General features: G+C 57.7%; 10 protein-coding genes. 4 read left to right on the plus strand and 6 right to left on the minus strand.

Annotated elements, in window-relative coordinates; translation table 11 throughout:
- Positions 1-61: 61 nt before the first annotated feature.
- Complete coding sequence (locus tag QS713_RS06665; RefSeq protein WP_313273588.1) at positions 62-2,488, plus strand: DNA gyrase/topoisomerase IV subunit A; 2,427 nt, start codon at positions 62-64, stop codon at positions 2,486-2,488.
- Positions 2,489-2,651: 163 nt separating this feature from the next.
- On the opposite strand, the gene QS713_RS06670 is transcribed toward QS713_RS06665, so the two are convergent.
- From QS713_RS06670 to QS713_RS06680, 3 genes are all read right to left on the minus strand, one after another.
- Positions 2,652-3,707: a GNAT family N-acetyltransferase gene (locus QS713_RS06670; protein WP_313273591.1), complete on the minus strand. Its 1,056-nt coding sequence runs from the start codon at positions 3,705-3,707 to the stop codon at positions 2,652-2,654.
- Positions 3,708-3,773: 66 nt separating this feature from the next.
- Positions 3,774-4,802, minus strand: coding sequence for a GNAT family N-acetyltransferase (locus QS713_RS06675; protein WP_313273594.1), 1,029 nt, complete (start codon positions 4,800-4,802; stop codon positions 3,774-3,776).
- 47 nt (positions 4,803-4,849) lie between these two features.
- A complete protein-coding gene (locus QS713_RS06680; protein ID WP_313273597.1) occupies positions 4,850-6,964 on the minus strand; it encodes a DNA gyrase/topoisomerase IV subunit B in 2,115 nt (704 codons plus the stop codon).
- A gap of 204 nt (positions 6,965-7,168) precedes the next feature.
- Between QS713_RS06680 and QS713_RS06685 the strand changes: the two genes are divergently transcribed.
- A complete protein-coding gene (locus QS713_RS06685; RefSeq protein ID WP_102215703.1) occupies positions 7,169-7,369 on the plus strand; it encodes a DUF7455 domain-containing protein in 201 nt (66 codons plus the stop codon).
- A gap of 339 nt (positions 7,370-7,708) precedes the next feature.
- Here the strand turns inward: QS713_RS06685 and QS713_RS06690 are convergent, their stop codons facing one another.
- Entirely contained in the window at positions 7,709-9,526 is a 1,818-nt protein-coding gene (locus QS713_RS06690) for an RNA polymerase sigma factor (protein WP_313273600.1), read from the minus strand.
- Between the two features lie 268 nt (positions 9,527-9,794).
- A complete protein-coding gene (locus QS713_RS06695) occupies positions 9,795-10,193 on the minus strand; it encodes a universal stress protein (RefSeq protein ID WP_313273603.1) in 399 nt (132 codons plus the stop codon).
- 53 nt (positions 10,194-10,246) lie between these two features.
- On the opposite strand from QS713_RS06695, the gene QS713_RS06700 reads away from it, so the two are divergent.
- A complete protein-coding gene (locus QS713_RS06700; RefSeq protein WP_313273606.1) occupies positions 10,247-11,344 on the plus strand; it encodes a polyprenyl synthetase family protein in 1,098 nt (365 codons plus the stop codon).
- An 18-nt stretch (positions 11,345-11,362) separates the two neighbouring features.
- Here the strand turns inward: QS713_RS06700 and QS713_RS06705 are convergent, their stop codons facing one another.
- The gene (locus tag QS713_RS06705; protein ID WP_313273609.1) at positions 11,363-11,704 is read right to left on the minus strand and encodes an Rv2175c family DNA-binding protein; all 342 of its coding nucleotides are present in this window, start codon (positions 11,702-11,704) and stop codon (positions 11,363-11,365) included.
- Between the two features lie 120 nt (positions 11,705-11,824).
- Between QS713_RS06705 and pknB the strand changes: the two genes are divergently transcribed.
- A complete protein-coding gene (gene pknB, locus QS713_RS06710; protein ID WP_313273612.1) occupies positions 11,825-13,915 on the plus strand; it encodes a Stk1 family PASTA domain-containing Ser/Thr kinase in 2,091 nt (696 codons plus the stop codon).
- Positions 13,916-13,923: the final 8 nt, after the last annotated feature.

Consider the following 13,923-nt stretch of genomic DNA (forward strand, 5'->3'; position numbering starts at 1 on the left):
TTCTGCTTCCTACCGGCGTGGAATAAGGGTTCCTGAGTATTAATTTGCCACAATCTACTTTATGTCGAAAACTGCGTCCAAAGCGTCGAGCGCCCCCATAGCGGAACACATCGTAGAAGTGAACGTGTCGTCTGAAATGCGCACGTCGTTCTTGGAATACGCCTACTCCGTTATTTACGCTCGCGCGCTACCGGATGCGAAAGATGGTTGTAAACCCGTTCAACGCCGGATCCTGTACCAAATGTCGCAAATCGGATTGCGGCCAGATCGCGGTCACGTTAAGTCCCAGAACGTTGTCGGTGAGGTTATGGGGAAACTGCATCCGCACGGCGACTCCGCGATTTACGACGCCCTAGTGCGCTTAGCCCAACCCTTCAACCTGCGGTTACCGCTCGTGGATGGGCACGGCAACTTCGGTTCCCTAGACGACGGCCCAGCTGCGCCGCGGTACACGGAAGTGCGGTTAGCCCCCGCTGCCTTGGATATGGTGGCGGACCTGGATGAGGACGTGGTGGACCAGGTTCCGAACTACGACAACCGCTTGATGCAGCCCGAAGTGCTGCCCGCTGGTTTCCCAAACCTCCTGGTTAATGGCGCATCTGGGATTGCGGTGGGAATGGCCACGAACATTGCGCCACACAACCTGGGCGAAGTGGTCGCAGCAGCGTGCCACCTGTTGGAAAACCCGCAGGCGAGCACCGAGGACCTCATGCATTTTATTCCCGGACCCGACTTCCCCGAAGGCGGGATTATTGTCGGAACCGACGGGATTGCGCAGGCGTACGAAACTGGTCGCGGGTCGTTTCGGGTGCGCGCAAAAATCGACATTGAACGCGTCACGGCCCGTAAACAAGGTCTAGTGGTGACGCAACTGCCCTACATGGTGGGGCCCGAACGCATTATTGAACGCATCAAAGACCTGGTGAATGCGAAACGGCTCAAAGGTATTTCGAACGTCACGAACCTAACGGATCGCCACCACGGGGTCCGCCTAGTTATCGAAGTCAAGACTGGTTTCAACCCGCAGGCGGTGATGGCGCAACTGTACCGGCTCACTCCGCTGGAAGATTCGTTTGCGATTAACGCAGTTGCTCTAGTGGATGGGAAACCGGAGCGGCTGGGGTTGAAGCGGATGCTGGAGGTGTACCTTGATCACCGCCTGTCCGTCGTCCGCCGGCGCAGCCAATACCGGTTAGACCGCGCACTCGAGCGCCTACACCTGGTCCAGGGCCTGCTGGTGGCGGTGTTGGATATCGACGATGTGATCGCAATTATCCGCTCTTCCGAAACCGTTGACGAAGCCCGCTCTCGCCTGATGGTGGCCTTTGACCTGTCTGAAGTTCAAGCGGATCATATTCTTTCGTTGCGTTTGCGCCGCCTCACTAAGTTCTCACGCCTGGAGTTGGAGTCCGAACGCGATGAGCTTGAGGCCAAAATCGCCTCTTTGCGCGAGGTGTTGGGCTCCGAAGTTTTGCTGCGCAACATGGTGCGCGTTGAACTGACCGAGGTGTCGAAACGCCTGAGTACTCCTCGGCGCACGATCGTGTTGGAATCTGAGGCTGCGGATCCGACGGTGGCGATCGATACCTCTGCCCCTCTGGAGATTCCCGATGAACCCACCCGGGTGGTGCTCACCAACCGTGGTTTGGTGCGCGTTTCGGGCGGGGAAGAGCTGGATCTGACGGGCGCGCGTTCGCCTTTTGACACGTTCAAAGTCCAGGTTGGTTCGCGCACACGCGGGCAAGTTGGGGTTGTTGATGCTGCAGGCTTGCTGTATCGCGTGGACGTCATGTCTTTGCCAGCCGTGGCACGGACCGCGCAGAACGTGTCTTTCGCCGCGGCCGTGGATGTTTCCCGCCTCCTGGGCACCCCGGTTGATGCCGTAGGGTTGGTGGATTTGGATTCGGCGTCGGTTACAGGTTTCGTTACCCGCCGCGGCATTGTGAAGCGGATGCGTCCCGAGTTTGCGAAGGCAGATACGTTTGAGGTAATTCGCTTGGCTGAAGGGGACGCGCTGGTCTACGCGGCGCCGTGTCCCGATGAGGCTGACGTGGTGATGATTACTTCCGATGCGCAGCTGTTACGCACCCCAGCGGCTAAGATTCGCCCGCAGGGGCAAGTGTCCGGTGGTGTAGCGGGCATGAGCGTGTCCGCGGATGCGCAGGTGATTGCCGCGGGGTTTGTGAATATGGACGAGGCGCAGATCGTGACTGTCGCGACGAGTGACGCGGGCCTGTTGGAAGACGCGATGCAGTCGAGCGTGAAGGTTACGCCCGGCGCCGTGTTCCCCACAAAGGGACGGGCCACCAAAGGGGTGCGTGCGCACCGGTTCTTGAAATCCGAGACGGCGCTGTGCCTGGCGGGGATCAGTGCGGGCACTGCGATTGCGTCCGACGAGAACGGGAAAGCGGTGTCGCTACCTCCGGTGAATGAGCACCGGGATGGTTCCGGCGTGGGGTTAGACCGCGCGATCGCACGCATTTCCTAGCTGCCGCGTACCGCTGCACCGCGGGGTTACGCAAACGCCCCCACCGCAGGCTTACGCCGCCCCGACCGCGGGTTTAGACAAGCATCGCGTGCAAACGCCGCACCACCGCGGGGTTACGCAGACACCGCGAGCTTACGCAGGCACCGCTTCCGCTGCTTTCCTACTAGGCTTTGTCGCCGCTGGCTTGCGGCGGATCGTACTGCAGGGTGTAGCAGCGCGTACTGCCCACGGTTTCGAAACCAACGCGTTCAAACACGCCGGAGATTGCGGAGTTATTGATTGAGGCAAAACCCGCTGAAACCGCTTGCATCCCATCCTTTTGCTGCGCAGCCATGCTGGCGGCCAGCAGGGCTTGGGCAACAGATTCGTCGGAGGAACGCACCCCCAGCATGTCTATGGTGCCTTCGCGCCACCCCAGCGCAGACCAGTCCTGGGGGTACTGGGAGGCCTTGAGGAAGCCCACGAGTTCGTGCCGATCCGTTGACGTATCTACCGCAACAAACGACCATTCGGGTTTAAAGCTCGACCCGCCAATCGTCCACATTTCGTGTGAGGGCGGGCTCGACGCACCCTGGGATATGGAGATGTCACTGACCAGCGCGTGGATCTTCTCCGGGTCGCATTCCAGCCAGGGCCGTACCGTCAAAAACGGGGTTGATCCCACTTGTGGTAGGTCACCAGTGAGTTCTGCCCGCATGTCGTAAAACGACCATGCCCACCCGTAGCCCAGTTCATTTAACCGCGGTTCGAGATTCGAATACGCCTGCTCCACGTGGAAGGTAATGGTCTTGCTCGCCCCCTCGTTGCCCAACAGTTCACGAGCCTGCACCGTTTGCCATTTAACGAGGGCGCCCCCGATGCCGCGTTCGCGCACCGTCGGATCCACCCCACCGAGGCAAATCGCCGTGTTGGGGTCCTGCTCGCGAATATGCACGAACCCGAATGCGCGCAAAATCCCGTCGACCACCCCACCGACGAGCACGCGTTTAGCGGTGGACGTGAAGAAGTCATCCACTTCTGATTCTGAGGTTCGGTACGGCAACGCGTCGTGGCGTTCAATCCGGTCAATCAGTTTCGCCAGCGATGGCACGTCTACGCGCGTGAGGGCCCGCCACGTCACCTCCACGTCAGGGATATCCGGCAAATCAGGGATACGAGGCAAATCGCAGTCACCAGAGTCATCGGGGGTGCCGTAGCTCTGCGGCATCTGCTTGTCCATTACTTCGCCTCCTCAAAATCAAAAAATACTACTGGAACCGTTACTATTCGCTTTTGTTCCGGTGGGTTACACGTCCAGGGAATAGAATACCCGCGCGCCCGCAGGAACAAAGCCGTGCCGCTCGTAGAATGCCATCGCTCCATGCGCATTCTCTTTATCCACATCCAGTCCGTAGCGAGCCATTTTAGATTGCCACGCGGCGTGGATCGACTGGGTCAGTAGAGCGCGGGCGATACCGTGTCCCTGGAACTCAGGCGCAACCCCCAGCAACTCCGCGTATGCTTCACGGATTCCCGTGCGGATCCACTGCGCGGGGTGGCGCGAAACGAGCAGGTAGCCAGCCAACTCCCCCTCGGGGCTGAACGCGACGTAAGACCAGCGTTTCTCCATGGTGCGACGCGCATCATCCCACCACGCTTCCGCATCCACTTCGCTCCCCCAGTGGTCTTTGAACACACGGGTGTGCAGTGCACGCACTTTGTCGTTGGTGTTCCCCTCCCAGTTGACTACCTGGAACCCTTCGGGCACACCAAAGACCTCAGGCTCCCCACTTGTCAGATCCTTGTACATCGTTTGGAACGTGCGAATCGGCGAGAACCCCGCGGCCATGTAGAGCCGGCGCCGGTCATTCAGATGGGCATCCACCATGTTCGACACCCGCACATCCACGTGCGCTTGCGGCCCATAGTGGCCCGTAATGATCTGGCGGGCGCGCGCATCCTGCCAGCGCAATAGTGCCCGGCCCACTCCCCGGCCCCGCCACTGCGGATGAATAAATGCATTCACCGTGGCCTGCGCAGCAGTTTGGCGCGACACCACGACCTCCACCGATCCCATCGCGCGGATAATCCCCTCAGAATCACGGCCCACCACCACGTCTTGGATAATGTGCTCGCGAGCCTCTTCCAGCAGGTCAGCAATGTCGTTTTGCGAGAACGATTCTAGGGACTGATCGTGATCGTTACACACCTCAACGAGCCGCAGCAGTTGCCTGCCGTCGGCGGGTTCAATCGGGCTCCACCGCAGGCCCAGTTGGGCACTCGGTAAGGGCGCGTGTTCGACTGGTTGTAAAAGGTCGTTGAGATTACGGTTCATGGGCACAATGATATGACAACTCGCTTGTGGGGTAAGAATTATTGGGCTTACGCGTCTATCCGTTCGCGGTCCAATTCTTGCGCCCCAACCACTATGAACTCGCGGCGCGGCGCCACTTCTGAGCCCATGAGAAGCTCGAACACTTTCTCTGCTTCTAACACGGCCTGCTCGTCTTCTAGCGTTATGCGCCGCAGCGTCCGGTGCGCTGGATCCATGGTGGTTTCGGCGAGCTGGTCCGCGTCCATCTCCCCCAGGCCTTTGTAGCGTTGGATCGGTTCCTTGTATTTACGGCCCTGCTTGTGCAGTTTCGCAAGTGTTTCGTGCAATTGTTCTTCTGAGTAAGTGTAAATAATTTCCTTTTTCTTCCGCCCCGATTTCGGTACTTCCACCCGATGCAGCGGGGGCACCGCCGCGTATACTCGCCCGGCTTCCACGAGGGGGCGCATGTAGCGGAAGAACAAGGTTAGTAGCAGCGTGCGGATGTGCGCGCCATCCACGTCCGCGTCCGTCATCAAAACGATCTTGCCGTAGCGCGCCGCAGACAGGTCGAATGTGCGCCCCGACCCCGCGCCGATCACCTGGATGATCGCGGCGCATTCGGCGTTAGAAAGCATATCGGCAGTTGATTTCTTTTGGACGTTCAAAATCTTGCCGCGAATCGGGAAAAGCGCTTGGTGTTCCGAAGACCGCGCGAACTTTGCAGTACCTAGTGCGGAGTCTCCCTCCACAATAAACAGTTCCGACGCGGCCACGTCCGTGGAACGACAGTCCGCTAGCTTAGCGGGAAGGGAGGAGGTTTCTAACGCGTTCTTGCGACGCGAGATTTCTTTGTGCATGCGAGCAGAAACGCGGGCTTTCATCTCCCCCACAATTTTTTCGAGCATCGCATCATTTGTTTGTTTAATATCGCGTTTAGTCGATTTGAAGCGGTCTTTAAAGTATTTGGAAACTACTTTGTTTACACACCCGCGCACCTGCGGGGTACCCAGCACCTCTTTAGTTTGCCCTTCAAACTGTGGTTCCGGTAAACGCACCGCCACCACCGCCGTCAGGCCCGCCAGGATATCGTCTTTTTCAACGCGCCCGTCGCGCGCAGTCACCTTGTAGCGACGCGGATTCTTTTCGATCTGCCCGCGAATCATTTTCGTGAGGGCCGCTTCGAAACCCTGCAGGTGAGTACCACCCTTCGGGGTAGCAATGATGTTCACGAAGGTACGTACGTTCGTGTCGTAACCAACACCCCAGCGCAACGCAATGTCTACCTCGCAGGTGCGCTGCACTTCCACCGGTTCAAGATGTCCGGTTTTCTCGTTCAGCTTCTGCACCGTTTCGTCATACTCGCCCTCACCTTGAATATGCATCGTGTCGGTGACGGAGCCATCTACAGCCAAGAAGTCCACAAAGTCTTCTAGGCCGCCCTCAAAGTGCAGGTCTTGTTCAACTGGTTCGGACCCGCGTTCGTCCCGCACCGTGATCCGCAGGCCGGGTACGAGAAACGCGGTCTGCCGGGCGCGTTCCACTAAGGTCTCCCAGTTGAACCCGTCGCTGCGTGGAAAAATCTGGAAATCAGCCCAAAACCGTACGGTCGTCCCCGTTTTCGAGCGCGGCGCCTTGCCCACCACATCCAAGTGGGATTCGTTTACGAACGGTTGGAAAGGTGAATCCGGGGTGCGGGTGGCCTCGTCATCGAACCGGCCAGGCTCCCCCCTCAAGAAAGACATTTGGTAGCGTTTATCACCGCGGGCAACCTGCACATCCAACCTGGCGGACAGCGCATTCACAACGGACGCTCCCACGCCGTGTAAACCACCGGCGGAACTGTAGGAACTGCCTCCGAACTTGCCGCCCGCATGCAGTTTAGTGAACACAACTTCCACGCCGGATAGGCCCACGCTTTTAACTGTGTCCACGGGGATCCCCCGCCCGTTATCCGCCACGGACACGGAGTGATCTGGATGCAACACTACTTCAATGTGGTCGCAGTATCCCTCCAGGGCTTCATCTACCGCGTTATCGATAATTTCCCACAGGCAATGCATGAGGCCCCGACTATCCGTAGACCCAATGTACATTCCGGGGCGTTTGCGCACGGCTTCTAATCCCTCAAGAACGGAAAGATGCCGGGCTGTGTACTCCGATGCTGCGTTAGATGTTTTACTCACCTGCATATTGTAAGCAATAGTGGGCTAACTGCCCGGTTCCCACGCCCGCAAAATACCACCGCCAACGGGTTTAACCGCCTCTACGCAGCCGGGCCAATGGGGTTCTTTATCCGGCAGCGAAATAGTCCGCCGGCACCCTTCAGCCAGTGGCGAAAGCACTCTTGTTCGCGTGCATTTACCCGTTTCTTTTACTTAAATGGAGGCATGAAGGAATCGACTTTACTAGAACCTACGAAGTTGAAAGCATCCGACCGTTGCGATGCCTGTGGGGCACGCGCTTGGGTTGAGGTAGTTATGAAATCAGGTTCACTACTGTTTTGCGCCCACCACGCGCGGGCGCTACGCGACTCGTATTCGAAAACCGCGGTTGCGGTACACGATTACACCGATGAGCTCGAAGCCTAACCCGGTTTCTACGTCGCAACAAAGCGCTCTACAACAATGTCCGCAATAAAAAGACGCGTGCCACAATCCGCGTTACCGCAAGGCGCCTTGCAATAAGGCGCGCTACATCCGGCCACGCGTTGCGTTAAGCCAGGCGCGTATTAATAGGGCCTAGATCCACAGTGGATCTAGGCCCTTAGTTTTTGCTTGAACACGTAGGTATGTTTACACGCGTAAACCAGGGTTATGTTTACACACGTAAACCAGGGTTATGTTTCGCAAACCCTACCGGTGGGTAACTAGCGGCGCGGGGCCGCTGGCCGCTACTTGCCGCGCTACCTCACTTGTGCAGGCCGCTGCTTAGTCGAGGTAGTCGCGCAGCACCTGGGAGCGAGACGGGTGGCGCAGTTTCGACATGGTTTTCGATTCGATCTGTCGAATCCGCTCGCGCGTAACGCCGTAGACCTTCCCGATCTCATCCAGCGTCTTTGGCTGCCCATCCCCGAGCCCGAATCGCATTGACACTACCCCGGCTTCTCGCTCAGACAGTGTATCTAGCACGCGGTGCAGTTGTTCTTGCAGCAGCGTGAACGATACGGCATCGGTGGGCACAATCGCCTCGGAGTCTTCAATCAGGTCACCGAACTCCGAATCCCCATCTTCCCCAAGTGGGGTGTGCAGTGAAATGGGTTCGCGACCGTATTTCTGCACCTCCACCACGCGCTCAGGCGTCATGTCGAGTTCTTCCGCCAGCTCCTCCGGGGTTGGTTCACGGCCCAGGTCCTGCAGCATTTGCCGCTGCACGCGCGCCAGCTTATTGATGACCTCCACCATGTGCACAGGAATCCGGATTGTCCGCGCCTGGTCCGCCATCGCCCGGGTGATTGCCTGGCGGATCCACCAGGTTGCGTACGTAGAGAACTTGTAGCCTTTTGCGTAGTCGAACTTCTCAACCGCGCGAATCAGCCCCAGGTTCCCCTCTTGGATCAGATCCAGGAACAGCATGCCGCGGCCCGTGTACCGTTTCGCCAGCGACACCACCAGCCTGAGATTAGCTTCCAGCAAGTGGTTTTTAGCTAGCTGCCCGTCTTGCACCAAGATCTGGTATTCACGGCGCAGACGCGAAGGGATTTCGTTTCCACCGCGTTTAATTTTCTGCTCTGCGAACAGCCCCGCTTCAATCCGGCGCGCCAGGTCAACTTCCTCTTCTGCGGTCAGCAGCGCTACTTTACCGATTTGCTTGAGGTAGTCCTTAACCGGATCCGCGGTAGCACCCGCCACCGTAACTTTCTGCACGGGCTCGTCCGTGTCGTCAGAATCCGAGACCACGAACCCACCGGACTTCTGCGCTTCCTGGTGTTCTTTCTCTTTTTGCTTGCGCCGCCCCCGCGCTGTTCTCGGGTTGTCGTCGTCCTCGTCCTCGTCTTCTTCACCCTCGTCCGAGTCGGAGTTTTCCTCCTCATCCTCGTCTATTTCGAGGTCTTCAATCTCTTCGTCTTCAAGCTCATCTAGTTGAGGGTCACGTTCCTCTTCTTCGTTCGCGTCCTCAACGTCTTGCGTCTGGTCTTTTACCGGCTCCTCGCTGGCAGTTTTCTTCTTCGAAGCTTTCTTTTTAGAACTTCCACCAGTGGTTTTCGCCGTAGATTTCTTCGCGGCAGTCTTCTTAGTGGTTTTCTTACCGGTAGTTTTCTTAGCCGCACTCTTCTTAGCAGACTTCTTCGGAGCGTCTTTACTTGCCGCAGATTCCGCCGCAGTTTCCTTAGTTGCAGCGCTTGTTTTCGCCGCTGACTTTTTCTTAGTTGTCTTCTTCGCAGCCGATGTCTTCTTAGCGGCAGTCGTCTTCTTCGTGGTGGACGCGGCCTTATCCTCAGTCTTTTTCTTTGCCGGCGCCTTCTTGGCTGTCCCCGCGCTCTTGTCCGATGTCTTCTTCGCAGCCGTAGTTTTTTTCGTAGATTTGGATTTGCCCGCCTGCGTTTTCGCGGTGTTCGTGTCAGCTGCCTTGGTGGACGCAGGTTTAGCGGCTGTTTTCTTGGTGGTTGGTTTCTTAGCTGTTTTAGACTTCGCCGGTTCCTTCTTCGCCGTTGACTTAGCTTGCTGAGGGGTGGTGCTCGTCTTCTGGGCTTTCTCGTCTGCCCGTTTCTTAGACGTCGTCTTAGTGCTCTTTGAAGCAGTAGTCACGAAATCAACCTTTCCGCAGTTGACCTAGAAAGTTCTGTTGCACAAGATGGGATATCTTGGGCGCGTTAAACTGATGAGTGGACAATCGCATACAATTGTAATCATCCGCACGCCATATCCGCCACTTTGAGCGCTATTATCGGCTAACCGCGAACGCGATTGTGACTGCTCCTACCGCAATCCATAAGCGCTCGGTAGAAAAACCGCGCAGCATAAAGACTTGCGAACCTATTCACCTTCTAGCTGCGGAGTTACTACCTAACCTGGGTTACTCGTCTTCTAAAACGTGTTCCGTAGTAGTCACCACCGGGCATGGGGCGTCGAGCAGGATTCGGGTTGCGTTATCTCCCATGTACGTATGTTTTGACCCACCGCGGCGCAATCCCAAGACGATCAGGTCCACGTCTGTTTCAACTGCGGTGTCGAGTACGGATTCGGAAACGGTTTTGTCGGCGGTAGCGCTTATAACTTTAAAGGGAATGGTGGTGCCCTCTAGGGCTTCCCAAAGTCGGTCGTGGGCGTTCGAGACAGTGCGTTCATCCCCTTTCGAGAAGCGGGCTGCTACCACTATCACCAGGTGGGTGCGGCGCAGTTGCGCTAGTTGCAGCGCCAGTTTCAAGGCTGCGTCCGACTCGGCATTACCGTGGTAGCTGATTAACACGGACATGGGTTCCCCCTAATCAATACTCGATTCGTATCTATTAGGGTAGCTTTGTAATCATGAGTTCGCATGAATCCGACCGGAATATAGAATTCTCCTCCGATTTCGTAACCGACTTTGCAAGCGGCGTTCACGAGCGAACGCTCGCCTTTTTTTCCCAGCAGCAACCCCGCTGGTTAGATCACCCTGAGCGCGAGGAGTTCTTGCGTTTAGCCAGGCTTTACCTCGGGGAGGGTAAAGCTCTGCGGGCACTGTGTGTGAACATTGGTGCGTACATTACGGGCGCCGCACCTTTCGGGCAGGATCCTGTGGCACAGGCCTTGGGTATGGCAACTGAGATCTACCAGGCATCTGCCCTGGTGCATGACGATGTCATTGACGCGGCTGGCACGCGGCGCGGTCATGCTTCACTCCACGCCGAGGCCGCGGCCAGTTACGGCGCGCGCACCGGGGAGCACATGGCGATCCTCGTGGGCGATTTCCTGCTGTCTTTAAACCACTTGGCGACAGCACACGCCACTTTAGGCCTAGCCCCTGAGGTAGCCGCGCGCGTACATAGTTACATGGCGACGATGACCGCTGAGGTTGCCTGGGGACAGTACTTGGACATCCTCACTGAGCATGCGCCTCTAGCGGATCCGGATGCGTTGGAAGAGGAGGTTAAAACAGTTATTGCCTTGAAATCTGGGCATTATTCTGCGATGCGCCCCCTCGCACTAGGAGCTTTAGTTAACGAACCGGCGGACAGCCTGGTCGTGAAGAAGCTCGAGGAAGTGGGCCGCTATTGGGGGATCGCGTTCCAGATGCGTGACGATGCCCTCGGCATGTTCGGTGACGAGGAGCAGACTGGTAAGCCCACTGGCAACGACGTGTTGGAGGGAAAACGCACCGTTTTGATAGCACTGGCACTGCAGCGGGCGAACGCGGCTGAACGCGAAATTATTGAAACGACGCTGGGCCGGGCGGATGCTACTGCGCAAGAGGTTGCGCGCGTACGCCGTATCTGTCAAACAACTGGGGCCACCCGCGTTCACGAAGCGATGATTCGCCGGTACACGGAAAAAGGCGCGCAGATTGCCCGCACCCTCAAGTTAGATGGGCCGCGCGAGCACGCGCTCTTAGAACTTGGCCGGATCCTCACGCAGCGCGCCTCCTAGTCACGAGAGTTAGAGAACCTAGAAGGCAAGTGGGATAATCGCTGCCCGCACGGCGTGCACTTCGTCTGCGGCAAGCATGTCCAAGGGACGGCGATCATTTAGGCTCTCCTGAGGGCTGAGCATCCACTGCGCCGCCTCCTCATCAGAAAAACCAGCGTCCGCCAGCATCGTGAGCGTTCCCATTATGCTGGGGCGGGGAATCCACCCGTTCTCGCTTTTCAACAGGCACTGCGCGGGAACCATCGCAACCTTATCTTTGCGTACTTTCATGAGTTCGCGGCGAGCCCAAAGCTGCTTGATTCGCGTTTGCGGCAACCCGAGTAGTCGCGCAGTTTCCGCTACCGTTAGAAAATCGTTCATACCCACATTTTAACGAATTCACCGATCCCATTTTGCAACGATTTGGCGGGGGTTTCCGCTTCGGCGCTTTGGCGGGTCCTCAGGCTCGCCGCCGCACATCTGAGCCTTCGCCGTTAGATTATGTACAATTTTGCCGTGGCTAATGGGCATGAGGAAACAAGTTCGCGGACCCGCCCCGAAGGCGTGTCCGCTTCTGAGCAAACGCAATCACCCAATCAACCCGACTCCCAGCCCACCAACCCACCCTCTGCTGAACCAGCTCAGAGACCTTCTAATAAACCGGTCGCAGTTTCAGAACCGAACACCCACCGCCCAGCAACAACGAACCGAGTCACCGACCCCCTCGTGGGAATGACGATAGACGGCAGGTACCGCATCGAACGCCGGCTAGCACGCGGTGGGATGGCAACCGTCTACGTTGCGCATGACGAAAGACTCGGCCGGCCCGTAGCGGTTAAAGTCATGCACCCACACCTGGCGGAATCAGCCGACTACGTGCAGCGGTTTCGCCGCGAAGCCCGGTCCGCCGCACGCATCATCCACCCGTGCGTAGTATCCGTTTTTGACCAGGGTGAAGTTGCGGGGAGCGGCTACCTGGTTATGGAACTCGTGGACGGGATTAACCTGCGGCAAGTACTGAACGCTCAAGGCGCCATTTCTGTTGGCAGGTGCCTCGACATCACCGAAAACGTGCTTCAAGCCCTCTCGCTCGCTCACCGCGTGGGTATGGCCCACCGCGACATCAAACCAGAAAACGTGCTCCTTCCCCCGGAAGGTCCCGCGAAAGTAGCGGACTTCGGGTTGGCGCGCGCCGCCTCAGACGTTTCTGCTGCAACTACTGGAACGGTGCTCGGAACCGTTGCGTACATCGCTCCAGAAGTGGTTAATGAAGTTGAGGTCGGTCCCAGAGCTGACCTGTACTCGCTGGGCATCATGATGTTCGAAATGCTCACCGGCCACACCCCGTTTGAAACGCTCAAACCAATCCAAATCGCGCTCGCGCACGTGAACCAAGACATTCCCGCGCCGTCAACGCTCGAGTCGTGGATCCCCTCTGAAATAGATGACTTCGTGTGCGCGCTCGCTGCCCGGCACGCGGAAGACCGGCCGATCGACGCGTCCGCAGCGCTCACGGCACTGCAGCATATTCGCGAGAAGCTGCCCAACGAAATCCTTGAGCGGCGGGCGCAGCGCGCAGGCGGACCCGCAACCAGCCAGGACACGAACCGGATAGCGTGGCAATCCCCCACGATGGCGTTGCCCGCAACCAGGAAATCCAATAGTAAGCCGATCCGCATTGCGAAGCCGCAGCCAACGAAGAAACGCAGAAAACTACCGCTCGTTATAGCCACGATTCTCGTGCTGCTCATTGCCGCCACCGCTGCCCTGTCGTGGTGGTGGTTCGAATACGGCCCCGGTTCGTACATTACGATCCCGAAAATAGCGGGCCTCACCGCCACTCAAGGGGGTGAGGAGCTGAAGAAACTCAACCTCAAGTACGTGCGGGAAGACGAGTTTTCGGACACCGTCAAAAAAGACACGATCATCACGTCCCAACCGAAACCGGGTGGTCGGGTACATAAGCGAGGCGTTGTGCACCTCGTTGTATCCAAGGGTGTGGAAATGGTGCAGGTCCCAAGCCTGGTGGGGATGAAGCAAGACGAAACTGCTCAGGCGTTACAAAACGCGCGGCTCGCACCGGGGGAAGTGAAAGAAGAGTTCTCCGAATCCGTTCCAAAAGGCGTGGTGATTGCTACTAATCCGCAGTCCGGTGAGGTAGTTAAGCACGACAGTGCCGTAGAGCTAGTGGTGTCTAAAGGCCGCAAACCCATCGAAGTCGCGGACGTGACGGGTAAGCCGCAGGCGGATGCGCAGAAGATTCTCACCGACCTGGGGTTGAACGTGACGACTGACAGCGAGTTCTCTGACTCCGTCAAAAAAGGCGCCGTGATTTCGCAAGACCCAGCGGGCGGCAAGACCCGCTACCGTGCTGACACCGTGAAACTGGTGGTGTCGAAGGGCCCCGAAGTGATTCCTGTTCCAGACGTGACCCGCCTTAGTGAAGCGGATGCGAAGGCCAAGTTAGAAGCCGCCGGGTTCAAAGTGGAAGTGGACCGCGTCGCCTCCGTACTCGACCGCGTTATCGCCACCAAGCCCGGTAAAGGCGACAACGCAAAAATTGGGTCCACCGTCACTATCCGCGTTGTGTAAAACCGTTT

It is taken from the genome of Gleimia hominis, assembly GCF_032085515.1.
Taxonomy (GTDB): Bacteria; Actinomycetota; Actinomycetes; order Actinomycetales; family Actinomycetaceae; genus Gleimia; species Gleimia hominis.

Excerpts from the sequence above, each read along its gene's own strand:
- QS713_RS06665 (WP_313273588.1), top strand. The coding sequence starts at position 62 with ATGTCGAAAACTGCGTCCAAAGCGTCGAGCGCCCCCATAGCGGAACAC.
- QS713_RS06670 (WP_313273591.1), bottom strand. The coding sequence starts at position 3,707 with ATGGACAAGCAGATGCCGCAGAGCTACGGCACCCCCGATGACTCTGGT.
- QS713_RS06675 (WP_313273594.1), bottom strand. The coding sequence starts at position 4,802 with ATGAACCGTAATCTCAACGACCTTTTACAACCAGTCGAACACGCGCCC.
- QS713_RS06685 (WP_102215703.1), top strand. The coding sequence starts at position 7,169 with ATGAAGGAATCGACTTTACTAGAACCTACGAAGTTGAAAGCATCCGAC.
- QS713_RS06695 (WP_313273603.1), bottom strand. The coding sequence starts at position 10,193 with ATGTCCGTGTTAATCAGCTACCACGGTAATGCCGAGTCGGACGCAGCC.
- QS713_RS06700 (WP_313273606.1), top strand. The coding sequence starts at position 10,247 with ATGAGTTCGCATGAATCCGACCGGAATATAGAATTCTCCTCCGATTTC.
- QS713_RS06705 (WP_313273609.1), bottom strand. The coding sequence starts at position 11,704 with ATGAACGATTTTCTAACGGTAGCGGAAACTGCGCGACTACTCGGGTTG.
- pknB (WP_313273612.1), top strand. The coding sequence starts at position 11,825 with ATGTACAATTTTGCCGTGGCTAATGGGCATGAGGAAACAAGTTCGCGG.